Origin of the sequence: Enterocloster citroniae (genome assembly GCF_040545455.1) — a bacterium.
In the GTDB taxonomy this organism is placed as follows: Bacteria; Bacillota; Clostridia; order Lachnospirales; family Lachnospiraceae; genus Enterocloster; species Enterocloster citroniae.
The window spans coordinates 305,127-329,379 of record NZ_JBEPLZ010000003.1; the positions used below are offsets into that span (position 1 = coordinate 305,127).

The following is a 24,253-nucleotide window of genomic DNA, read 5'->3' on the forward strand; positions in this document are numbered from 1 at the left end:
TGATGATTGCTGTTAATCTTTATTTTATGTTGCGGTATTGAAATATTACATGTCATGAAAGATCCATTTAAGAATAAGAGGCTGACTACGAATTGAAGCAGTCAGCCTCTTGCTGTCTAAAACACCCAGCCCCCGCTCAATTCCCTCTACTAATCCCCATTACTCTTTACTCAATTCCCGCACTCAATGCTGATCTCATTAAACCGCGCCAAAATATCCTCAATGCACATGGACTGCTTTTCACTGCCTTCCTTGTCTATAATGGCGTGTCCCTGATGCATCATGAGAAGACGGTCCCCGTATTCCACGGCATAGCGCAGGTTGTGTGTTACCATGATGGTGGTCAGTTGTTTTTCTTTTACGATTTTGCCGGTGAGTTCCATGATGGTCTCAGCTGTTTTGGGATCCAGAGCAGCGGTGTGTTCATCCAGGATCAGGAATTCGATGGGGGTCATGGTGGACATGAGCAGTGCCATGGCCTGGCGCTGGCCGCCGGAGAGGACTCCTACCTTTACGTCCATTTTATCCTCCAGCCCTAATCCCAGGGAGTGTAGGGCTTCGCGGTAAGCCTCCACGCGCTGTTTATTGGTTCCGGGGCAAAGGTTGAACGCTTTGCCTTTATTGTCAGCCAGGGACATGTTCTCTAAGATGGTCATGGAAGGGCAGGTGCCCATGGCTGGGTTCTGGTATACGCGGCCTATGCGGCGCTGGCGCCTGTATTCAGGCATTCTGGTGATGTCCTGGCCGCCTATGATGATGCGGCCCTGGTCCAGGGGAATGCTTCCGCAGATAATGTTGAGCATGGAGGTCTTTCCCGAACCATTGCTGCCCACCACGGACACAAACTGATGATCCTTGATGGTGAGGTTAAAATCCTCAAACAGGCACATTTCGTTGACGGTGCCGGCATTGTAATATTTATTGATATGTTTTAACTCAAGCATGGCTCTTTACCTTCTTTCCCCTGGAGGTGCTTAACACCAGGATGATCAGGAACAGGATGGAGGTGATCAGCTTCAGGTCCGAGGCTGTTACCGGGATGGAGATGGTCAGGCTTCCTATTTTGATATCGTTCAGCAAAAGGGCCAGGGATACACAGGCCTTGTAGATGATGGAGCCGATGATGACAGCCGTGGTGGACTTGACAAATCCAAACCGCTTAAACAGCTGGGTTCCGATAATTACATTGGCCAGGCCGATGACAATGGTCCCTGTGCCGATGGAGATATCAAAGAATCCTTTCTGCTGGCAGTATACGCTGCCTGCCAGGGCGGCAAAGCCGTTGGCAATGGCCAGGCCCACGATCTTTACCATTCCCTTGTCCTTGGCCAGAGAGGTGACCAGCACATCATTGTCGCCCACGGCCCTTAACAGATAACCGGACCTGGTTTTCAGATAGGCGTCCAGGAGCAGTTTGCAGACCAGGACAATGACAAGCAGGATGATGGTCACAACATAGGGGGACATGGCAGCAGGCACATGTTCAGACAGGAATGAGTTGCTGAAAATGGTGTCCTTGCTGAAAATGGGAAGATTAGACTTGCCCGCGATCCGCAGGTTGATGGAATAGAGAGCGGTCATGACAATGATCCCCGAAAGCAGGTCCCGGACCTTCAGCTTCACGTGGATCAATCCTGTGATGCATCCTGCCGCAGCTCCTGCCGCAAAGGACAGGATAAGGGCGGCAAATGGATGCAGGAAGCCGTTTGCAATGCCGATGGCAGTGAGGGCGGCGCCCAGGGGAAATGTTCCATCCACGGAAAGATCCGGAAAATCCAGAATCTTATAGGTGATGTATACGCCCAGAGCCATGATGGCATAAACCAGGCCTTCTTCAAAGATACCAAAAATAATCGTTGTCATGATGTTCCTCCCAATCCGTTATGTGTACTCCGGGAGATTCCCGGAATACACGTATGAGCGCTTCTTAAATTATATCTATTGTGTGATTTCTGAGAAGAGCTCTGCTGCGCCTGTTGTCAGATCCTCCGGCAGGGTGATGCCCAGGTTTTCAGCCACCTTGGTATTGCCGTAGAATGCAGCCTCCTTAATGGTTTCGTAATTCAGTTCGCTGGCCTTTTTCTCGCCCTTTAAAACCTGTGCAGCCATCTTTCCGGTCTGTTTTCCAAGTTCAATGTAATCCAGTCCCATGGCAGCCAGGCAGCCGATCTTTACCTGCTCTATTTCGCTTCCAAATACGGGAATATTCTTGGCGGCGGCCTTGTCAAGGATCACAGGAAGGGATGCAACAACGGTATTGTCTGTAAGGTTTGTGATACAGTCCACTTTATTGATCAATGTATCGGCAGCCAGGGAAATGTCGGCTGAGGAGGAGACACCGGTGTCCACGATCTCAAATCCATAGTTTGGTGCAAGCTCTTTGTATTCGGCAATGGCTGATTCGGAATTTACCTCGCTGGTGGTGTACATGATTCCGATCTTCTTTGCATCGGGAAGGATGGCGCGGATCATTTTAAGCTGCTGTTTCACTGGAAGCTTATCGCTGGTTCCTGTGATCTCACCCATGGGGGTTCCGTCCGCATTGGCCAGCTCTGCGGCAACCGGGTCTGTTACAGCTGTGAAGATGACCGGGGTACTTGACTTCTTGGCCACGCCGTATTCCGCCTGTGCCATAGGGGTTGCAATGCCGCACATCAGGTCCACTTCCTTACCGGCGAAGTTGGTTGCGATCTGGCTTGCGGTTCCGCCGTCTGCCTGGGAGTTTTCATAGAGGATGGTCAGGTTTTTTCCCTCCTGGATGCCGGACTCGGCCAGACCGGCCAAAAAGCCCTCGCGGCAGTTGTCCAGGGAACCGTGCTCTGCAAACTGGCCAATGCCGATGGTATAGGAAGCATTGCTTTCTGCCTTGTCAGCGGCTTCGGATGAAGACTCCGGAGTCTCCTTGGCGGAATTCCCGGATTGGGTGTCTGCCGCTGAATTGGTCTCCGCACCTGCCTGGGCAGTGGTTGTATTTTGTGAAGATGATTGTGAAGATGATCCGCATCCGGCTAACAGGGATGCGCTTACGGCTGCGGTTAAAAGCATTGCAATTGTCTTTTTCATAATAAATATCCTCCTGAATATACTAAAATGTTTGATCGTTTCTCAGTTGATTCATCAATAAAATTCCGTTGGAGAAGGCTTTTTCCTGGAACCCCAGGTGCGCGCTGCCTGAAATTACCGGGTGTCAGTGGGGCATAGGTTGGCAAAAAACTGCAGCTGCCATGTATGACAACCTGTTTACTGCATAAAAAAACGCCCCAACTATGGTATTGACCATAATTGAGACGAAATTAAATCCGCGGTGCCACTCAAATTGACTAAAAAGTCCACTTTACACATACTATCATATGTGCCGCATGCATAACGGTTGCGGAATCCGTCGGTCCATACGGAAAAATCTTTCAGGACCGCCCTCAAAAGTCCATTCAGCTGCCAGCCTTATACCGCAATCCCACCACCTGCGGCTCTCTGTGTTAATGCTTTGGAAGCTTACTCCTCTTTCTCTACGGTTTATTTTATTAACCCGTATCTTAATACAATGGAGTGCATTTGTCAATAGGTTTTTTAAATTTTGTGAAAATTACTTTAATTGGTTGTCAAAATGTGGTAGACTGTAGATGGTAAGAAATATAGTGCACACAGCTTCTGGACCACAGATAATGGGTGCCCATAACAAGGAGGAAAACTGCATGAGACGTTTACTTATAGTAGTGGATATGCAGAAGGATTTCGTGGACGGAGCCTTGGGAACCAAGGAAGCCCAGGCCATTGTCCCTTATGTGATCCGTAAGATAAAGGAATACGAGGCAGATGGCCAGGAGGTGGTATTTACCCTGGACACACATTTTGACAATTATCTGGATACCATGGAAGGCAAGAAACTTCCTGTAGTCCATTGCGTCAAGGGAACTCCCGGATGGGAACTTGCCGGTGAACTCAAAGCATTCACCGGAAAGAAATTTGAGAAACACACCTTTGGCAGCATGGAACTGGCGGCGTATGTGGAAAAAGGATCCTATGACACTGTGGAACTGGTGGGACTGTGCACGGATATCTGCGTGATCTCCAACGCCATGGTGATCAAGGCAGCTGTCCCGGAAATGACCATTCAGGTGGATGGGTCCTGTTGTGCGGGAGTAACGCCAAAGAGCCATGAGAACGCGCTGAACGCCATGAAGATGTGCCATATTAATATTGTAGATGGAAATGGATCACAGGATTTGGGATAAACATAAGCAAGGGGGTTTTATTATGAATGACAGGCATTTTGTAATTACGATTGAACGCCAGTACGGCAGCGGCGGCAGGCTTACGGGCAAAAGGCTGGCTGAGGAGCTGGGAATCCATTTTTATGATGAGGAAATACTTAAGATGACATCGGAGACAAGCGCGATCGGAGAGCAGTATTTCCGGCTGGCAGATGAAAAGGCGGGCAACAATCTGCTGTACCGCATTGTAACCAGTATGAAGCCGGAACTGACAGAGCCGGACAGGGACGGACATCATATCACATCACCGGAGAACCTGTTCCGCTTCCAGTCTTCTGTGATCCGCAGCCTTGCAGCTTCGGAAACATGTATCATCGTGGGACGCTGCGGAAACTATGTACTGCAGGACCAGATGGAAAATGTGATCCGCATCTTTGTCTATGGGGACACGGTTACAAGGATCCGCAGGGTCATGGACGTGGATAAGGTGGATGAGGCCGAGGCGCTGCGCCGTATGAGAAGGATCGACAAGGAAAGGACGGAGTATCACCGCTATTTTACAGGCAGGGAATGGATGGACATGGAGAACTATGACCTTCCCATTAACGCCAGCCGTATTGACTATGACCAGATGATCCAGCTGATCAAGGATTATCTGAAGCTGCGGGGATTTCTATAAGTTTATGGAACATGGGGGTTCTGTCTGAGGATCCCCATGTTTTAGATAGAATCGAGGGATAAGATATGAATATATTTGCGGGAATTATGATTCCCTTTATCGGAACCACAGCAGGCGCTGCCTGCGTGTTTTTCCTGAAAAATGCATTAAAGCCAAGGGTGCAGAAGGCATTTCTGGGCTTTGCGTCAGGGGTCATGGTGGCCGCGTCCGTGTGGTCGCTGCTGATCCCTTCCATGAACATGAGTGAGCATCTTGGCAAGATGGCGTTTGTTCCGGCCTCAGCGGGCTTTTTGCTGGGTATTGGTTTTCTGCTTTTGCTGGATGAGGTGATCCCCCATCTGCACATTGACACGGATGAACCAGAGGGGCCCAAGGGCAACTGGAAAAAGAGTACCATGCTGGTGCTGGCAGTGACCCTCCACAACATACCGGAAGGCATGGCTGTGGGCGTGGCCTTTGCAGGACTCCTGTCAGAAAACAGCTCCATCACCATGGCAGGGGCACTGGCGCTGTCAGTTGGCATTGCCATTCAGAATTTTCCCGAAGGCGCGATCATTTCCCTCCCCCTAAAGGAGGCGGTGGGTAAGAAAAAGGCCTTTGTGTACGGTATGCTGTCCGGTATTGTGGAGCCCATTGGAGCCTTCCTTATGCTGGCGCTGTCCGAGGTCCTGGGGCCTGCGCTGCCGTATTTCCTGTCATTTGCCGCAGGAGCCATGATCTATGTGGTGGTGGAGGAACTGATCCCGGAATCGGCCCAGGGAGAACACTCCAATGTGGCGACCATTGGGTTTGCCGCAGGGTTTGTGGTGATGATGATACTGGATGTGGCTCTGGGATAGGAGCTGCGCCATTAGGCAAGACCGCTGCGGTCTTCTGATATGAAACATAAAAGCTGCATCCGCGCAATTGAGGATGCAGCTTTTTTACTTATCGTACAGACCATTAAACCATCAGCCCCTGGAGATCCTCATAAAACCGTGGATATGAGATGGTCACACAGTCGGCTCCCCTGATGTCCGTAGCCCCGTCCGCGCAAAGGGCGGTGACTGCAAATGTCATGGCGATCCTGTGATCCCCGCGGCTGTCAATGGAAGCTCCGTGAAGAGGCCTGCCGCCCTGGATGATCATGCCGTCCTCTGTCTCAGTCACATCCGCGCCCATGGACCTCAGGCTTTCCACCATGACGGCAATGCGGTTGGATTCCTTCACTTTAAGCTCAGCTGCATCACGGATCACAGTCCGTCCTTCAGCCAGGCAGGCCATGGCCGCGATCATGGGCAGCTCATCGATCAGGGTTGGGATAATGGCTCCGCCGATCTCTGTTCCGTGAAGGGCGCCCCAGCGCACCAGGATATCTGCAGTGGGTTCCCCTGCGCCTTCGCTTCGGTTCAGGAGCTGAAGGTCAGCCCCCATATCCTGGCATACCCGAAGGATTCCATCCCTGGTTGGATTAATTCCCACATTCCTGATCAGCACCTGGGAGCCGGGAACCATAAGGCCGGCCGCGATAAAATAGGCGGCTGAGGAGATATCGCCCGGCACCATGACCTTGGCGCCGTTGAGCTCAGAGGCGGGCTGGATCGTGGCTGTTGTGTCCTCAGCGGAGACCTGTGCCCCAAAGAGATCCAGCATGATCTCCGAATGGTTTCTGGAAACATAGGGCTCAGTCACGCTGGTGGGGCTGTCCGCGTATAATCCGGCCAGGAGGATAGCGGATTTTACCTGGGCGGAAGCCACTTTAGACGGGTAATGGATTCCATGTACGGGACCGCCCTTGATCAGCAGGGGAGCGCAGCCGTTACCCTGTAAACTTGTGATATCCGCCCCCATCAGGGACAAGGGGTCCATGATGCGTTTCATGGGGCGCTTCTGAATGGATTCATCCCCGGTCAGTGTCACAGTGAAATCCTGGGCGCAGAGAATGCCTGAGATAAGACGTGTGGTGGTGCCGCTGTTGCCGCAGTCCAGAACACAGTCAGGCTTTTTCAGGCCGTGGAGTCCATTTCCCTGGACCAGGACCCGGTCGCCCCTGTTTTCGATGGAAATCCCCATTTTTTCAAAACACGCAATGGTGGAAAGGCAGTCCGCGCCCTGGAGAAAGTTATGAATTTCAGTCAGTCCCTTTGCAATGGAACCGAACATCACTGCCCGGTGGGAGATGGATTTATCACCCGGGACAGTGATCTCCCCGCGCAATCCATGTGATTTAGTAAATTCCATAAACAGATACCATGCCCTTTCAAAAGATTACATACGGAACATTTCATATTTATACTGATCCAGCCGCTGCCAGGCAGCTTCCATGGATGCTTCATCATAAAAAGCGATCTTCAAAGCGCCCTCACCCCGCTCGCGGTTGTTGTTGATGCCGATGTTCTTGATACTGATGCCTTTGGCAGCCAGAATAACGGAGATCGTGGAGATTGCACCGATCTCGTCCGCCACATCCACTGTGAACTCATAGGATGGCTCCACAGAACCCTTCGCCTTTTCCGTAATGGAATTGCGGTAATCCCTGGAGGTCTCAAACAGCTGGTAAATTGATTGGCCGCTGTGATGTTTTATCTGGTCCAGGACCTGGTTCAGGGAGGCGATATATTTCTCAAGTATATCCGCTATGGGATCCACATTGGTCATGCAGATCTGTTCCCACATCTCAGGGGAGGAGGAAGCAATCCTTGTTATGTCCTTAAAACCGCCGGCAGCCACCTGCTTCATAATACCATCGGAGGTATCGTTATCCTTTACCAGATTGACCAGGCTGGAGGCAATGAGATGGGGGAGATGGCTGATGGCAGCCACCACCTTGTCGTGTTCCCGGTAATCCAGCACCAAAGGTATGGCTCCGATGGTGTGGGCAACGGCGATGATCCGCCGGTCATTTTCACTGAGGGAGGTGCTGCCTGAAGAATCGCAGCCCCTGGGGGGAGTGACTATATAGTAGGCATTTTCCAAAAGATGGTCCGTGGAATTTTCGTATCCGGTTTTCTCAGAACCGGCCATGGGATGACCGCCTACAAAACAGTGGGTCAGTTCCTGGCGGATGATCTCCTGGTGGATTCCCTGCTTGGTGCTTCCCACGTCCGTGATCAGGGCCCCCTGCTTGAGAAACGGACGGATGGCGGACAGATAGCCCGCATTATACTCCACAGGCGTACACAGGAAAATAAGATCGCATTCCCGCAGATGTTCATCGATCCCGTCCAGGATCACATCCACAATGCCCTCCCTTTTGGCCTGCTCCAGGCGGGAGCGGGATCGCATATAGGCCATGATCTTGATGTTCGGCCGGGAACGCTTAATGCCTTTGGCAATGGAACCTCCAATGAGCCCCAGGCCAATAAATCCTATGGTGGAATCGGTCATTGATAATTTGTCCATACGGTATCCTCCGTTAAAGAAGCGTGTACGCTAGAGTACACAAGAGCACTCTCAGGTTCCGGAGTGCTCCAATCTGGTCTATTTTGCTTCAAAGGTACGTCCGGCCAGATCCGCATACGGTTTCAGATCAGCCATCAGCTGTTCAAAGGCCGGGAATGTCAGGGACTGAGGTCCGTCAGACAGTGCCTTGGAAGGGCAGGGATGTACTTCGATCATCAGTCCGTCTGCGCCCACTGCAATGGATGCTTTGGCCAGCGGCTCCACATAGGCCCTTACGCCGGTTGCATGGCTGGGGTCCACAATAATGGGCAGATGGCTCTTTTGCCGGATCACGGGAACCGCGCTGATATCCAGAGTGTTTCTGGTGGAGGTTTCGTAGGTACGGATACCTCTTTCGCACAGTACGATATTTGGGTTCCCTTCGGAAATGATGTATTCAGCAGCATTCAGCCATTCGTCTATGGTAGCACACAAACCACGTTTTAACAATACAGGGATACCGGATTTGCCGGCTTCCTTTAAAAGTTCAAAGTTCTGCATGTTCCTGGCGCCGATCTGGAGCATGTCAACGTACCGGGAGGCAGCCTCAATTGCATGAAGGCTGGTGACCTCACAGATCACATTAAGACCTGTGGCTTCCCTGGCTTCCTTCATATACTTGAGTCCTTCTTCTTCCAGACCCTGGAAGGAGTAAGGAGAGGTGCGGGGCTTGTATGCGCCTCCCCGCAGGAAGGTGGCGCCTGCTTTTTTAACTGCAAATGCGGTTTCCATCAGCTGTTCCTTGGACTCAATGGCGCAGGGACCGGCCATCACCGTCATGGTTCCAGGCCCGATATGGGTGTTGCCCACGGGAACAATGGAATCCTCGGGATGGAATTTCTTGTTGACCAGCTTGTAGGACTCGGTGACAGCCACCACTTTGTCCACTCCCTCGCTGATTTCAATGTTGCTGCCCTGAAGCCTGGTCTTATCGCCCACAACGCCTACAATTGTAACCTGTGAACCCTTGGACAGATGAACCTGAAGCCCTTTGGATTCAATGATATGTGTGACCTTTCTCACTGCTTCCTCGGAAGCGTTTGGTTTCATGATGATAATCATATTATATTACTCCTTATTATGTCATACAGGGAAATACTTCCCGCCTTTTTCAAACACGTTCCAGTGTAAGCCATGTGGGCTTAAATGTCAATACTTTATCACGTTAAACTTTTACGCTTTTATGTATATTAGTAAAAAGGGAGATAAAACAAGGATCAAATTAAAATACCTGGTCCTCCAGATCTTTTATGATATCTGTAGCATACCGCATCAATATCCTGCGGTCCTTAATGATAATGTCTTTTCTCTGTGTTTTTATGGCACCGGCAGTTCGCAGCTGAGATAAGGCGCGTACAACCTGGCTTCGGGATTTACCCACGGCATCGGCCAGCTCTTCCTGGGTGGTATTAGGTATGGTATTATCCATATTTTTACAAATATCCAAATGTATCAGATAATTACATACGCGGCTGATACATTCACCATCCTGGTATAATACTGGTACAAAGGTGAGATAGGCCAAACGTCCGGCAATTTCTTTATCTGCACGTTCTGAAAAATCCTGATTTGAGCGCATTAAATCCCATAATAAAGTTTTTGAAAATACGATGGCTTTCATATCTCCGTAAGCGGGTTCCGTGCGCCAATAGGGAGCTAAGATAAATTCTTCATGCCTGTTGGCGATCGGTATTATATTACCCTTGCCATAACTCATCACATTGTGGATACTGCCGTCATTTCGCACAACACGTATATTTACACGTCCGCAATCAATATAAATAGCCATTCGGTGAGATTTCATATAAGGACCTATGTCCATGCCTTCAGGGAAGGTTTTAAATTGTCCGCCGGCCTCCAAAATCTGATCACGATATGATTCAAAATATCCATTTCGCCAGAAATAGTTATAACTCATTTGTAATTACCTGCATGTCCTTTCAGATTGAGGCCATTATACTATTATTTTTACCTAATGACAATTGAAAAAGGCAGGTAATTTACATTTAAAATCATCTTTATGGCTCGTATGCGTCAAAGGAATCCGCCTGCATCATGCTATAATCTATTTGGTCCATAGGATGCTATTTGGCAGGGGCGGGAAGGGGGTGAATTGGTTTGAGGGTCACAGGACTTTTTTATGGGATTGGGGGAAGCAGCGAGAGAGGATGGCTGGGATGGAGTACGGTCGTGCTGATTCAGGATAACGGACGCAATCTGTTGTTTGATACAGGCGCGTTTAATGACCGTCCGGGACTTTTGATGAAACTGGCTGATCATCATCTGAGTCCCGATGACATTGATTCCGTAATAATCAGCCATCTTCATTTTGACCATATAGGGAATATTGATCTTTTTAAAAAGGCGAAGTGGTACATACATCAGGAAGAAATAGAAGAGAGCGGAAAACCAGACGATCCTGTACCGGAGCCCTACCGATTATGGATACTGCGTCAACCTAATCTGATCGTAGTCCGCAAACCCAGGATGGGGATCATGTCAGGCATAGAAATGATACATACGCCCGGACATACAAAGGGTTCATGCTCTTTGTTAGCGGTATATGACAAAAAAAGGATCTTACTGTGTGCAGATGCGATAAAAAGCAGGGAGGATATTTGGGGTACACCCTTTTATTTATCGTCATTGGGCCGGATGGTTGGCATTGTAGATTATATAATACCGGGGCATGACTGTCCGCTGCTTCCAGATGGAACCCCATTTGCCGACAACATTAACACCGCACATTGGATTAAGACAAATGCGCCTTTGGAGGTATGCAATTATGGAACAAATGGTAAATACAAAGTATAAGATCATCTGTAAACATTTATATACTGCAGATAAAAAAGGGCATTTTTATACGGATGCAGTGCTGTTCATGTCAGAAGGCAAGATCGACTGGGTTGGGGAGCGAAGGGATGCACCACAGGAGCTGCTGAGAGATGGTTATATGGAATATGATGCATCGGACCGGATCGCTATGCCTGGGCTGATCAATGGTCATGGACACAGTAACCTGAATAGTTACCGCGCCATCAGCGATGCGGAAGACTTTACCCAGTGGGCAGAGGAATTGGCTCCCTATACATCCACCCTTACACAGGAAGATATTGAAAAGAATAACGAGATGTCTGTATTTGAGATGCTGAAGGGGGGGACTACCTGTATTTGTGACTGCACCAGATATGAAGCAGGCCTGATGGCAGATGCGTGTTCCCGGGCAGGGATGCGGTGTCTGGCAGGCGGAATGGCTAATTCTCCGGAATACAGAAAAAATGGAAAGCCTAATTATGATTCCATTGTAGACAGTACCCGGCTGTACAAGGAAAAATATCAGAAAGATAATAGGATCCAATTCTTTTTAGGCGCCCATGCAACCTATAGCTGCACGGAACGGATGATCAAGCAGACCTATGAAAAGTCAAAGATGATCGGGAAACGGTTCATAATCCACGCTGCAGAAACGCTGGATGAAGAGATGACTATAAAAGCGCGTACGGGAATGCGTCCTATCCAATGGCTGGCTGATCTGGGAGTATTATCTCCACGCACAGTACTCATACATTGTGTACAAATGAACGATGAAGATATAGCCATACTCAGGCGTACCGGCAGCAATGTTATCCACTGTCCGGTCAGCAACGCGAAACTGGGAAATGGTATTTCTCCTGTTAAGAAGATGCTGGAAAATGGGATTAATGTAGGGCTGGGCACTGACAGTATGCTGAGCAATAATACGCTGGACATGTTCCAGGAAATCAAAATGGCGGCGTTAGCCAGTCGTCTGAAAGGCAAAGATCAGGCATTATCAAATGAAAAACTTGTAAAGATGGCTACTTCAGAATGTGCCAAAGTGTTGGGAATGGGTAACATTGGAGTGCTGGAGCAGGGGGCTGCAGCAGATGTTCTTTTAGTTAAGCCATGGCACCCTTTGGGATATAATAAAGAACGTTTTCTTTCTGATGTTGTATTTTATATGGACCGATCATCTGTTGATTCAATTTTTATTGATGGGAATCTGGTGTATACGGAAGGTAAGGTGATCAAGGAAGACGAAACGTTGATGAAAAAAGCCATCATGGACCACTACAGGAGGAAAGTGTTATGAGTTATTGTAAGTTCGGCATTATAACAAGCCATATGTCCGAAGGATTTTTGGAAAACAGACAGTCTCAAATGGTTTCTACGCCATGGGGAGAGGCAAAGGTGTATACAGGCCTGGTAAATGGAGTAAATACAGCTGTGATACTGCGCTATGGAGATCATGCAGATATGGCGTCCCACTTGGTAAATTTTCGATCCAACATATGGGGATTGAAAAAATTGGGAGTAAAACAGATTATTTCCCAAAATGCAATCGGTTCCTGTAATCCTCATATCCGTCCGGGAGATTTTGTGGTGCCGGATGATGCCATGGATTTTACGAAAAAGCGGGTACTCAGTTTTTTTGAAGATCATGCCTGCTGGGTTAGAGTGGACATGAGTGAGCCCTTCTGTGGGAATCTGCGCGGATACCTCCTTGAAGCCTGCGCTGATGAACGGATACCGGTCTGTTCCACTGGCACATTTATCTGTACTGAAGGTCCCAGGTTTGAGACACCTGCGGAGGTTCGATATTATAATTCCATAGGAGGGGATATAATAGGAACCCCCATGTTTCCTGAACTGGTCCTTGCCAAGGAAGCTGGAATGTGTTATGCATCTCTTTCAATGGTAATTAATATGTGTACAGGGATGGGCCCTGCCATTTATCAAAGCGGTGATGAGGGGCTGATGACAGCCTATGAGAAGAACGGTATGGAAGACAAGGTAGAGCGCGTTTTAAAAAATCTGGCCGGCAGGCTGCCGGAAGGAACGGATTGTTTGTGCGCCGGTTTGCCTGAAAAAGGATTTTTTGGCATAAGGCCGGAGTGGTATTTTTAATACAAATGTTGTTAGGGGAAAGAACCCAAAGGAGGATAAAAATGAAAAAAATATTCAGGATGGGATTGGCGTTAGTAACCATGATTTCAATGACAGCTTGCGGCAATTCCGGTACAGGTCAGCCGATTGCTTCATCCAAAGTCCCTGAAACCAGTGTGGCAGCAACAGATAAAGCCACGGAACCCTCAAATGAGGAACTAAACAAAACAACGGACAGTTATGACTGGCCGGACTTTATAACAATGTTGGGAGCTTCCTCAGGAGGGAATGCACAGCTCAGCATGAGTGCGATTGCCCAAATTATTTCTGAATATACGGATTCTACCTGTACAGCCCAGGTTACAGCCGGTTCAGCCCAAAATCCTTACTTAATGGAAGCCGGGGACGGAGACTATGGATTTAATGTGAGTTACTATTTATATTGCGCCAAAAACGGTATAGGGAGCTACAAGGATGCACCGGTTGACCTGGATGCAAAGCTGGTTATGATGTATTCTTCCAGCATTGTTCAGATTGCGTGCCGTAAAGGTTCTGAAATTAACAGTTTGGATGACCTGGTTGGGAAAAAGGTGGTGGTAGGCACCGCGGGCAGCGGAAATGAAAATATGTGCCATGATCTTATGGGAATCTGCGGTTTTTATACGGAAGCAGACGGCTATAAGTTTAAAGCTGAATATTCCAGCCCGGCAGATGGCGTTGAGCTTATTCAAAATGGCCAGGCAGATGCCATGATTATGACAGGGACAGTCCCTATGACTAATTATTCACAGCTGTTTGCCACAAAAGATATTTATCTGATCGATTTTACAGAGGAGCAGGTTGAAGCAATTGTTAACGCTGAAATCGGATATTCAAAAGCAGTCATACCGGCAGGCTCCTATGAGGGGGAGATAAAAGAGGATCTGTCCAGCGTAGTCAGCGTGGCAGGTTTGGCATGCAAGGCTTCCTGCAATGAAGAAGAGGTGTATTGGATCACACGCCTGATTGTAGAGCATTGGGAGGAACTTGAAGGGATGCACAGTCTGTTTGCCGGCACTACGGCCAAAGATGTATTTGAACTGACTTACAATGACCCATATGTGGAAATGCATCCCGGTGCTGTCCGGTATTTTAAAGAAATAGGTTGGGTTACGGAATAATCTATGGTGAAGGGGGATATCATGGCAGATGCTGGTAATAAAACTTTAGGGCAGGATACGGTTTCCTTAAGTTCTGTTGAAACAGTGGATGCAGATACTCAGCAGGAATTACTGGATAAATATGATCGGGATTCTGCGGTAGAGAAGGAAAGTAAGGACTGGAGATATAAGGTATCGGATATTATGGGGGGAATACTCTGCCTGTATGTCTACATTACCTGTGCGGTGGGCGCCCCTGAAGCGCTCATGCACAGAGCCATATTTATGTGCTTTTGTCTTACTATGATCTTTCTGCTGTATGCATTGCGCAAACAGGATACAGGAAGGCTGCCAAGATGGTATGATTTTATAATGATAGCAACGGTCCTGGTTGTATGTGGCTATGTGATCTCAAATCACCGCTCAATTACAACGGGAAGCGGTATTGCTTCTAAATTGGAAATATTTCTTTGCATACTGCTGGTACTGACAGTTATGGAAGCAATACGCAGATCTGGAGGAACCAGTATTGTGATCATTATCGCAATATTTTTGGCATATGCCTATTTTGGAAAATACGCTCCGGGAGCGCTCAAGCATTCAGGCCTTAGCATAAAGCGGATCGCTTCCCAGCTTTTATTGACCAGTGAGGGACTGTTTGGATCTAATGTGGGTACGGTGGCCGGGGTGCTTAGTCTGTTCCTTATTTTTGCAACATTTATGGAAAAAACGGGAACAGGGCAGTTTATCAATGATTTTGCCCTTTCCATTGCCGGAAAGTCTGCCGGAGGCCCGGCAAAAGTTTCCGTAGTAACCAGCGCATTGTTTGGCACAATTAGCGGCAATGCAGTTAGCAATGTGGTAACTACAGGCGCATTTACCATTCCGTTAATGAAAAAGACAGGTTACGAACCGGAATTCGCAGGAGCTGTGGAAGCAGTGTCATCCACAGCCGGTCAGCTTATGCCTCCTATTATGGGAGCCAGTGCTTTTATTATGGCGGATATCACAGGAATCGCTTACAGCAAGATATGTCTGGCAGCCATTGTACCCGTCTTATTATATTATACGGGCTGCTTTGCAATGGTACATCTTAGAGCCTGTAAACTGGGCCTTAGGGGGCTTGCAAAAGAGGATTGCCCGAAGCTGCTTTTGGTTCTCAAAGAAGATGGATATCTATTCCTGCCGTTTATATTTGTTGTAGTTATGCTGTGCGTTGGCTACACGGTTACCTGGGTGGGAGTTCGTGCCATACCACTTTGTGTCCTCATAGCTGCGTGTAAGAAAAAGACGCGTTTGGGTTTAAAAGATATATGGCAGTGCCTGCAATTGTCCGGCAAACGGTTGGTGAGCGTAGCGGCAATGTGCTGTGGTATCAATATGATCACGGCAGTCTGTAATTTGACGGGTATTACTCAGACACTGAGTAACGTCATATTGAAATTGGCTGGGGGAAACTTCACGATTTCCTGCATACTTATCGCAGTTATCTGTATTGTCATGGGGATGGGACTGCCTACCATATCTGTCTATATGCTGCTTTCAACCGTAGCTGCCCCTGCTCTTATCAGTGGATTTAATGTGCCGGTTTTGGCAGCGCATATGTTTGTTTTTTATTTTGGTTTATTGGCTAATGTGACTCCGCCAGTGGCAATACCAGCTTATGCGGCGGCCGGATTAGCAAATGCTGATCCGGGAAAGACAGGATGGCAGGCATTTAAATTAGCGTTGGGCGGCTTTCTGGTTCCCATGATATTCATTAATTCACCTGACCTTCTGTTTTGCGATGGCCTAGTCACTATTTGGGTTATTGAAAAGATCGTTACTGCGGTGATAGGAGTTATGCTGCTTAGCACGGCGGTAGAGGGATGGATGCTTACAAAAATGCAGAGATGGCAAAGGGCCGTTGTTGCAGTGGCCGCCATTTTGATGGTAATACCAACTACGTTGACAGATGTGATCGGTGTAACGGTGATGGTAGTGACAGGACTATCCCAGAATAGACTGTTGATACGGCAGAAGCAAGGTTAATAAAGCGGGGATAGAAGAATGGTATCCATTCTGCTATTCCCCTTTGCCGGATTCCCCAATGCTATTCATACAATTCCGGCGGGAAAAAGATAAGATTGTACACATAGGCCACTGGATAAATTCCGGTGGCTTTTGTATTTCAGAAATAGTATAATAAGATAGAATAAGGCAATTACATAAAGGGGGTTTTCTTATGAAGAGGCTAGGATTTTATGTGGCAATCCATGTCAAACCTGGGATTTTATTATATCGCAGGATACTATACCATTGAGGAAACCTTGGATAAATCCCTTGAGACAGCAAAAATTATTCAGACAAAATTCAGTTCCTGGGATGAGTTTGTGGAAAGTTACCTGGCAGGGTATGCGTCTTGGTCAGGAACCGATGCTTCTGACCGCAGATATATCTATGAACAGTTGAAGACAAGCGCTTTCAATCCGTTTAGCCTGGACTGGAATATGCCGCTGGAGAAGAGCTGGTAGATGGATGGTTATTGATTCTATTAGCATTTACAAGGCTTTCAAGGGTTTTCAGATTGTTCATATAAGAATGTTGTGCAAATGATATAAAAAGCTTGAAAAATTCTGAAAAATTTAGTAAAATATACGCATGGGCTTAAATATTATGTACAGGAGGGAAATATATGAACGTATATGGGACTGAACAAATCCGCAACGTTGTATTACTTGGACATGGAGGCGCAGGTAAGACGACTGTTGCGGAAGCACTGGCGCTGATCACAGGCATGACGACCCGCATGGGAAAGGTGCCTGACGGCAATACCATCAGCGATTATGACAAAGAAGAGATCAAGAGACAGTTTTCTATTTCCACCACGCTGATCCCGCTGGAATATGCAGGCGAGGACGGACCAATTAAGATTAACCTTCTGGATACGCCGGGATTTTTTGATTTTGTAGGAGAAGTAGAGGAGGCGATCAGCGTTGCTGATGCAGCCATTATCGTAGTAAACTGTAAGGCAGGCATTGAACCGGGAACAGAGAAGGCATGGGAGATGTGTGAAAAGTACAACCTGCCCAGGCTGATCTTTGTTACCAACATGGATGATGACCATGCCAGCTACCGTGAACTGGTAGTGAAGATGGAGACCCGTTTTGGACGTAAGATCGCGCCGTTCCAGCTGCCGATCCGTGAGAATGAAAAATTTGTAGGTTTCGTCAACGTGGTTAAGATGGCCGGCCGCCGTTTTACTAAGCTGAGCGATTATGAAGAGTGCGAGATCCCTGATTATGTTCAGAAGAACCTGACCATTGCAAGAGATGCTCTGATCGAGGCTGTTGCCGAGACTAATGAAGAATATATGGAGCGCTATTTCCTGGGCGAAGAATTTACTCAGGAGGAGATTTCCACCGCTCTGCGCGAGCATGTGATCGAAGGCGACATTGTACCTGTTATGATGGGATCCGGCATCAACTGCCAGGGCTTTAAGGTACTGCTTCAGGCCATTGACAAGTATTTCCCGTCACCTGACCATTTTGAGTGCATTGGCGTGGACGTATCCACAGGCGAGCGCTTTACTGCCAAGTACAATGATGATGTATCCCTGTCCGCAAGGGTATTTAAGACCATTGTGGATCCCTTTATCGGCAAATATTCACTGATGAAGATCTGTACCGGTACCCTGAAAGGGGACACCATGGTATATAATGTTAATAAGGATGCGGAAGAGAAGATTGGAAAGCTTTATATACTCCGCGGCAAGGAGCAGATCGAGGTACAGGAGTTAAGGGCAGGCGATATCGGCGCTGTTGCAAAGCTTACCGTTACCCAGACAGGCGATACCATGGCGGTGCGCACAGCTCCCATTGTGTACCATAAGCCGCAGACCTCCACACCGTATACCTATATGGCTTACAAGGCAGCCAACAAGGGCGAGGATGACAAGGTATCCACCGCTTTGGCACGTATGATGGAAGAAGACCTGACCCTGAAGGTGGTCAATGATGCTGAAAACCGCCAGTCACTGCTCTACGGCATCGGCGACCAGCAGCTGGATGTTGTTGTAAGCAAGCTTCAGAGCCGTTACAAGGTGGACATTATCCTGTCCAAGCCTAAATTTGCATTCCGTGAGACCCTGCGCAAGAAGGTTAAGGTTCAGGGTAAACATAAGAAACAGTCCGGCGGCCACGGCCAGTATGGTGATGTTATTATGGAATTTGAGCCATCCGGCGATCTTGAGACACCGTTTGTATTTGAGGAAAAGGTATTTGGCGGTTCTGTTCCGAGAAACTACTTCCCGGCAGTGGAAAAGGGACTTCAGGAATGCGTTGTGAAAGGACCTCTTGCAGGATATCCGGTGGTTGGATTAAAGGCAACCCTCTTAGATGGTTCCTATCATCCTGTGGACTCCTCTGAAATGGCATTTAAGATGGCAACAATCCTGGCCTTTAAACAGGGCTTTATGGATGCCAATCCAGTGCTTCTGGAGCCGATCGCATCCCTTAAGGTGACGGTTCCTGATAAGTTCACCGGTGATGTTATGGGCGATTTAAACCGCAGGAGAGGCCGTGTTCTGGGAATGAACTCAGACCACAACGGCAAACAGGTGATAGAGGCGGATATTCCGATGTCTGAGCTTTTTGGCTATAACACAGATCTGCGTTCCATGACAGGCGGCATCGGTCTTTACAGCTATGAGTTTACCCGTTATGAGCAGGCTCCCGGCGATGTACAAAAGCGTGAGGTAGAGGCAAGGGCCGCAGCTAAGGATTCTGAGTGATCCGCCTGATGGACAGCCGATTATAGATGTAGCAAAGTCACTGAACAAAGGTGCAAGACTGCCCGCGTTATCTGCGGGCAGTTGTTTTGCCTCAGATTGGATGCAGTTTGATCGGATTAAATGGATTCAATTGCATGTAGCTGCATATCATAAACAAAGCAATATAAAATACTTCAAACTGTTGCAAATGTCACAGAAAAACAGGAACGAGTATGATATATTAATGTCATTAAAAGGAAAAACAAAATTTATAACATAAATTCAAGGAGGAAATAACAATGAAAAAATATGTATGTGATCCATGTGGATGGATATATGACCCGGAGGTTGGCGATCCTGACGGCGGTATTGCACCTGGAACAGCATTTGAGGATATTCCGGATGACTGGGTATGTCCTCTGTGCGGAGTTGGCAAGGATATGTTCTCTGAGATCGAAGAATAAGATACGTTCATACGGAAAACAAAGCACCTCTTTTCGGCTATTTTAACCGAAAAGAGGTGCTTTTTTGGAAATTGTCCTTGAGTATAAACTGGGAAGAGTTTACAATAGAGGAAGAAGTTAAGGATAGAAAACGGTTAACGGTAAGATCGGTTAACAATAGGGGGAAAGGGAAATCTTATTTATGACTGAGGAGCAGAGAAAGCTGTTTGAGGATACATTCCTTTCAAGCGTGCTTGACCGGATGGATACCCATATCTATATAACGGATTTGGAGACAGATGAAATTCTGTACATGAATGAGAATATGAAACATGCTTTTGGGCTTGAGGATCCGGAAGGGAAAGTCTGCTGGCAGGTCCTGCAGCGCGGAATATCCAGGCGCTGTGAATTCTGTCCCATTGACCGTTTGATGGAAAAGAAGTCTGAAAAGGGATGGGTATGGCAGGAAAACAATACCCTAACAGGGCGCGTCTATCACAATTATGACAGTCTGATCAAGTGGAACGGGAGGACCTATCATATCCAGAACTCCATTGATGTGACGGAATATGACAGGATGTCGAATTCAGCCCGCACCGATGAGCTGACCCAGATGCTCAACCGCCGCGGCGGCAATGAACGCCTGGCCCAGGCCATTGAACAGGCGGCGCGGGAGAATCAGATCCTCACCCTGGTACTGTATGATATCAATGAACTGAAGCAGGTGAATGACAAGTACGGCCACAGCGCCGGAGACAGCCTGCTGCGCTATGTTGCATCCATCACCAGGGAATGCCTGGGCAGGATGGACTTTATGTTCCGTTTAAGCGGAGATGAGTTTGTCATGCTTTTTTATGGGCGCAGCCGGGCTGAGGTGGAAGAAAGCATGAAACGGGTCCTTCAGAGGGCAAGGCAGGACCGGGAGCGGGTAGGCATTGACTACGGCGTGCCTTTCAGCTACGGGATGACCGAGATATATCCGGGGGATAACAGCTCCATGGATGATATGATCGCCAGGGCGGATGAGCAGATGTATATACAGAAAAGGGCTTATCATATCATCCGGGCAAAAAAGAAACTCAGTGAAAACGGACAGAGCACAAGCGCCGATCTTTTTAAATATGACAATGAAACGTTTTATAATGCATTGACATCCAGCACCGAGGACTATATATTTGTGGGCAATATGAAAACCGGTGTGTTCCGCTATCCTCAGGCCATGGTGGAGGAGTTTGGACTGCCCGGTCAGGTGGTTATGAATGCGGCTGCATTCTGGGGCGGCCTGATCCATCCCCATGATGAGGCGTATTTTCTGGAGAGCAACCAGAATATAGCGGACGGCAGGGAAGACTACCACAACATTGAATACAGGGCCAGGAATGTAAAGGGAGAGTGGATATGGCTGCGCTGCCGGGGCAAGATGGTCCGGGATGAGGAGGGAAGGCCGGAACTCTTTGCAGGCATGATCAGCAATCTGGGAAAGAGGAATCAGATTGACCATATGACCGGCCTTTATAATAAGTATGAGTTTGAGGGGGATATAAAAAAATATCTAGTGGACCACAAGGAAGTGGATATGATTGGGCTTATGATCCTGGACCTGGATTCGTTCAAGAATATCAACGATCTCTATGACCGGTCCTTTGGGGATGAGGTCCTGCGGATCACGGCGCAAAAGGTGTCGTCCATGCTTCCGGCCAATGCCAAGCTGTACCGCCTGGATGGGGATGAGTTCGGCGTCCTCTGCCTTGGCAGCAATGAGGAAGATGGACAGGATATTTTCCATAAGATACAGCAGAATTTCCATAAGCAGCAGGAGTATAACGGGAGGAAGTACTACTGTACATGTTCAGCGGGCTTCACCATTTACCCCAGGGACGGGGACAATTATCTGGAACTTCTTAAATGTGCCAACTATTCCCTGGAGCACTCTAAGCTGACCGGCAGGAACAGGATGACTGTATTTTCCAAGGACATCCTTGCCGGACGGGAGCGGCGGCTGGAACTGCTGGAGCTTCTCAGGGAAAGCATTGAGCGGGGATTTGCGGGATTTACCATTCATTATCAGCCTCAGGTGGATACCAGGACAGGTGTGCTGCAGGGAGCGGAGGCGCTGGCCAGATGGCACTGCAGCAAGTACGGGGACATTTCCCCGGGAGAGTTCATTCCCCTTCTGGAGCAGAACGGACTGATTATCCAGCTGGGGCGGTGGATCTTTTGCCATGCGGCTGCCCAGTGCAGGGAATGGTGCGGTTTTAAGCCTGATTTCCGCATGAGCATCAATCTCTCCTATGTCCAGCTGACAGAGGGGGATATCATACCGTATATTGGCGATACCTTAAAGGAGCTTGATCTGGAGGCATCCCATGTGGTCATGGAACTGACAGAAACCTATCTGGCCAAGGCGGATGACCGCATCCTGCAGATGCTAAGGGACATGAAGGCCATTGGCATACAGGTTGCCATGGATGATTTTGGAGTGGGCTATTCCTCACTGTTTTCCCTGAAGAACATTCCGGTGGATATTGTTAAAATAGACAGAGGGTTTGTGAAAGGGGTCACCACAGATATATTCAACGCCACATTTATCCGTTCCATCACAGCGCTGTGCCATGATGTTGGCAAGCAGGTGTGTTTGGAGGGCGTGGAGACCGAGGAGGAATACCTGGCGGTGAGGGAGCTTGGAATGGAGTCCATACAGGGCTTTTATTTTGGACGCCCTGCAGGACCTGTGGAATTTGAACAGAAATACGGATTAAATATATAAACGGACACTGCGCTTGTCCATTTCAATGATACGTTCCTCCTTCATACGCTTCAGTTCCCGGGTCATGGCGCTGCGGTCGATGGAGAGATAATCGGCCAGATCCACCATGGTAAAGGGAAGGCGGAAGGAGGAACTTTTTGCCTGTGCGGCCAGCTGGAGAAAATAACACATCAGTTTTTCGCGGATGGTGCGCTGGGAAAGGACCTCCACCCTGCGGCTTAAGTTCAGGGCGCGCTCGGAGATCATATCCAGAAGGTTCTGGGTCAGCTGATGGTGGTAGGTACAGGCTTTTGTACAGGGGGAACTGATGGTGGCATAGTGGATAAAAAGCACATCACAGGCACTGTCGCTGACCACGCTGATGCCGGCATTCTCGCTGCCCTCATAGGACAGCAGATGGCCAAAGATGTCCTGGGGACCCAGCCGTTCCAATATGGTCCTGGCCCCGTTGAATTCATAGCGCACCACGGAGGCGGTGCCTTTTCCAATGATACCGATGTCATTAAAGCCCTGGTCGTAATCGCAGATGGTCTCGCCGGCCCGGAACTGTTTCGACCTTCCGTCCAGGCAGGTAAGCAGGCGTTTGTATTCTTCCATGGAAATGTCTTTAAATAAGTTTTTCTGAAAATATTCTGTCATCTCTCTTTTACCCTGCCTTGTTTTGTGTTATGATATTCAATATCATAATACTTTTCTGTTGCAAATGCAACATTAATATGACAAAAACTTTTAGGGAGAACAGACATTTGCATATGATACAGGAAGAGAACGAACAGGCGCTCGGGAGATGGCAGAGAAGGCAGTTTTCACACGTGGGGTTGGTGGCCGCCTCCTTTATGCTGGTAACAGTTCTGGCCCAGGTCGTGATGATGTTTTTTGTGGGAATGGTCAACATGTTGCTTGGGGGAGTGATGGATCTTTTCAGCGGGCGTGGTCTTGTCCTTATATCAGCCATACCCATGTACCTGGTTGCATTTCCGGTATCGGTGGCTCTGATCCAGCTGGTCCCCAAGTGCGGCGGTTCCCAGAGGCAGCGCTGGGGAATGGGAAAGTTTACGGCCTGCCTTGTGATCACAGTGGGTATGGGGCTGGCCGGCAACCTGCTGGGACAGCTGGTGGAATGGTTTAAGCCCTCAGGTCTGGGAGATGGTGAGTTGGACCGTATCCTGATGAATTCAGGAATATGGATGACTGTTTTATTTACAGTGGTTGCCGCGCCGGTCATAGAGGAACTGCTTTTCAGAAAACTGCTCATGGACCGGCTGCTGGGATTTGGGGAAGGACCGGCGATACTGGTGTCGGGCCTGATGTTTGGAATGGCCCACGGGAATTTCTCGCAGTTTTTCTATGCATTTGGGATCGGCTTGCTGTGGGCATATGTGTATGCCAAGACGGGGAAGGTAAGTTATACCATCGCCCTTCATATGATCTTTAATTTTCTGGGCGGGGCCATATCAGTGGAACTGTCAAAAGGGGCAAAGGGTCTTATGGATCTGCCGTGGTTTCTGCGGAAAATGGAGCATCTGTTAGATCTTGACTTTAGCGGGATCATATCAGCCCTGTCAGGGCTTCTGATCACCGGATACCTTCTGTTTATGGTGGCATGCCTGATCGGTGGCATCACAATTTTAATCCTGTATCGGAAAGAGATCCGTTTTGCGCCTGGAATATGGCCCATCCAGAGGGGAAAGAGATTCAGGACCGTGTTTTTGAATCCGGGAATGATCATCTATTTTCTTATATGTATAGGATTATTTGTATTGAATTGGTAACATGGTATTGCGCTGCGGCCCTTACATCTGTTATACTCAGATGGATGCTTTGCAGTGGTAAAGCTGTGATGAACGACAGTAATGGACATGTGGGATATAAAATGAACCACAATGCAAAAGCTGTTGAAACTACAGCGAAAAGACTGGACAAATCAAAATTTTTGCTT

Annotated in this window: 21 protein-coding genes and 1 other annotated feature; of the genes, 13 read left to right on the forward strand and 8 right to left on the reverse strand. The window is 48.3% G+C overall.

Annotation, left to right across the window (positions count from 1 at the left end; genetic code table 11):
• Positions 1 to 170: 170 nt before the first annotated feature.
• The 3 genes from ABID13_RS05400 to ABID13_RS05410 all read right to left on the reverse strand — a co-directional run bounded on the left by ABID13_RS05400 (position 171) and on the right by ABID13_RS05410 (position 3,063).
• Positions 171 to 944, reverse strand: a complete 774-nt coding sequence (locus tag ABID13_RS05400) for an ABC transporter ATP-binding protein (protein WP_007858648.1) — start codon at positions 942 to 944, stop codon at positions 171 to 173.
• Entirely contained in the window at positions 937 to 1,863 is a 927-nt protein-coding gene (locus ABID13_RS05405) for an ABC transporter permease (RefSeq protein WP_007858647.1), read from the reverse strand. The genes ABID13_RS05400 and ABID13_RS05405 overlap by 8 nt, the downstream gene beginning before the upstream one ends.
• A gap of 75 nt (positions 1,864 to 1,938) precedes the next feature.
• Complete coding sequence (locus ABID13_RS05410) at positions 1,939 to 3,063, reverse strand: ABC transporter substrate-binding protein (protein WP_048930167.1); 1,125 nt, start codon at positions 3,061 to 3,063, stop codon at positions 1,939 to 1,941.
• A 217-nt stretch (positions 3,064 to 3,280) separates the two neighbouring features.
• Positions 3,281 to 3,518 (reverse strand) — a binding site (T-box leader).
• A gap of 174 nt (positions 3,519 to 3,692) precedes the next feature.
• On the opposite strand from ABID13_RS05410, the gene ABID13_RS05415 reads away from it, so the two are divergent.
• The 3 genes from ABID13_RS05415 to ABID13_RS05425 all read left to right on the forward strand — a co-directional run bounded on the left by ABID13_RS05415 (position 3,693) and on the right by ABID13_RS05425 (position 5,729).
• Complete coding sequence (locus tag ABID13_RS05415) at positions 3,693 to 4,232, forward strand: cysteine hydrolase family protein (RefSeq protein ID WP_007858645.1); 540 nt, start codon at positions 3,693 to 3,695, stop codon at positions 4,230 to 4,232.
• 22 nt (positions 4,233 to 4,254) lie between these two features.
• Positions 4,255 to 4,890: a cytidylate kinase-like family protein gene (locus ABID13_RS05420; RefSeq protein WP_007858644.1), complete on the forward strand. Its 636-nt coding sequence runs from the start codon at positions 4,255 to 4,257 to the stop codon at positions 4,888 to 4,890.
• A gap of 65 nt (positions 4,891 to 4,955) precedes the next feature.
• Positions 4,956 to 5,729, forward strand: coding sequence for a ZIP family metal transporter (locus tag ABID13_RS05425; protein ID WP_007858643.1), 774 nt, complete (start codon positions 4,956 to 4,958; stop codon positions 5,727 to 5,729).
• Between the two features lie 103 nt (positions 5,730 to 5,832).
• On the opposite strand, the gene aroA is transcribed toward ABID13_RS05425, so the two are convergent.
• The 4 genes from aroA to ABID13_RS05445 form a co-directional block, all read right to left on the reverse strand.
• Positions 5,833 to 7,110, reverse strand: coding sequence for a 3-phosphoshikimate 1-carboxyvinyltransferase (gene aroA / locus ABID13_RS05430; protein ID WP_007858642.1), 1,278 nt, complete (start codon positions 7,108 to 7,110; stop codon positions 5,833 to 5,835).
• A 27-nt stretch (positions 7,111 to 7,137) separates the two neighbouring features.
• Entirely contained in the window at positions 7,138 to 8,271 is a 1,134-nt protein-coding gene (locus tag ABID13_RS05435; protein ID WP_045092483.1) for a prephenate dehydrogenase, read from the reverse strand.
• 78 nt (positions 8,272 to 8,349) lie between these two features.
• Positions 8,350 to 9,372, reverse strand: coding sequence for a 3-deoxy-7-phosphoheptulonate synthase (gene aroF, locus ABID13_RS05440; RefSeq protein WP_007858638.1), 1,023 nt, complete (start codon positions 9,370 to 9,372; stop codon positions 8,350 to 8,352).
• Positions 9,373 to 9,532: 160 nt separating this feature from the next.
• On the reverse strand, positions 9,533 to 10,228 hold the full coding sequence (locus tag ABID13_RS05445; protein WP_007858636.1) for a Crp/Fnr family transcriptional regulator: 696 nt from the start codon (positions 10,226 to 10,228) through the stop codon (positions 9,533 to 9,535).
• A 200-nt stretch (positions 10,229 to 10,428) separates the two neighbouring features.
• Between ABID13_RS05445 and ABID13_RS05450 the strand changes: the two genes are divergently transcribed.
• From ABID13_RS05450 to ABID13_RS05490, 9 genes are all read left to right on the forward strand, one after another.
• Entirely contained in the window at positions 10,429 to 11,124 is a 696-nt protein-coding gene (locus tag ABID13_RS05450) for an MBL fold metallo-hydrolase (protein WP_045092484.1), read from the forward strand.
• Positions 11,096 to 12,421 carry an amidohydrolase family protein gene (locus ABID13_RS05455; protein ID WP_045092485.1) on the forward strand — a complete coding sequence of 442 codons (1,326 nt, stop codon included), beginning with the start codon at positions 11,096 to 11,098 and terminating at the stop codon, positions 12,419 to 12,421. The genes ABID13_RS05450 and ABID13_RS05455 overlap by 29 nt, the downstream gene beginning before the upstream one ends.
• Positions 12,418 to 13,236, forward strand: a complete 819-nt coding sequence (locus tag ABID13_RS05460) for an MTAP family purine nucleoside phosphorylase (protein ID WP_007858630.1) — start codon at positions 12,418 to 12,420, stop codon at positions 13,234 to 13,236. The genes ABID13_RS05455 and ABID13_RS05460 overlap by 4 nt, the downstream gene beginning before the upstream one ends.
• Before the next feature lie 41 nt (positions 13,237 to 13,277).
• Positions 13,278 to 14,375 (forward strand): TAXI family TRAP transporter solute-binding subunit, encoded by a 1,098-nt coding sequence (locus ABID13_RS05465; RefSeq protein WP_048930166.1) that lies wholly within the window; start codon positions 13,278 to 13,280, stop codon positions 14,373 to 14,375.
• A gap of 21 nt (positions 14,376 to 14,396) precedes the next feature.
• The gene (locus tag ABID13_RS05470; RefSeq protein ID WP_007858628.1) at positions 14,397 to 16,385 is read left to right on the forward strand and encodes a TRAP transporter permease; all 1,989 of its coding nucleotides are present in this window, start codon (positions 14,397 to 14,399) and stop codon (positions 16,383 to 16,385) included.
• Between the two features lie 212 nt (positions 16,386 to 16,597).
• Positions 16,598 to 16,867, forward strand: coding sequence for a DUF1266 domain-containing protein (locus tag ABID13_RS05475; protein ID WP_048930165.1), 270 nt, complete (start codon positions 16,598 to 16,600; stop codon positions 16,865 to 16,867).
• Between the two features lie 161 nt (positions 16,868 to 17,028).
• Complete coding sequence (locus ABID13_RS05480; RefSeq protein ID WP_007858626.1) at positions 17,029 to 19,125, forward strand: elongation factor G; 2,097 nt, start codon at positions 17,029 to 17,031, stop codon at positions 19,123 to 19,125.
• Positions 19,126 to 19,403: 278 nt separating this feature from the next.
• Positions 19,404 to 19,568 carry a rubredoxin gene (rd, locus tag ABID13_RS05485; protein ID WP_007858625.1) on the forward strand — a complete coding sequence of 55 codons (165 nt, stop codon included), beginning with the start codon at positions 19,404 to 19,406 and terminating at the stop codon, positions 19,566 to 19,568.
• A 181-nt stretch (positions 19,569 to 19,749) separates the two neighbouring features.
• Positions 19,750 to 22,314, forward strand: coding sequence for a bifunctional diguanylate cyclase/phosphodiesterase (locus ABID13_RS05490; RefSeq protein WP_048930164.1), 2,565 nt, complete (start codon positions 19,750 to 19,752; stop codon positions 22,312 to 22,314).
• On the opposite strand, the gene ABID13_RS05495 is transcribed toward ABID13_RS05490, so the two are convergent.
• Complete coding sequence (locus ABID13_RS05495) at positions 22,303 to 22,953, reverse strand: Crp/Fnr family transcriptional regulator (protein ID WP_007858609.1); 651 nt, start codon at positions 22,951 to 22,953, stop codon at positions 22,303 to 22,305. The two genes, ABID13_RS05490 and ABID13_RS05495, sit on opposite strands and share 12 nt — an antisense overlap.
• Positions 22,954 to 23,066: 113 nt before the next feature.
• Between ABID13_RS05495 and ABID13_RS05500 the strand changes: the two genes are divergently transcribed.
• Entirely contained in the window at positions 23,067 to 24,086 is a 1,020-nt protein-coding gene (locus ABID13_RS05500) for a CPBP family intramembrane glutamic endopeptidase (protein WP_007858606.1), read from the forward strand.
• The last annotated feature ends 167 nt before the right edge of the window (positions 24,087 to 24,253 follow it).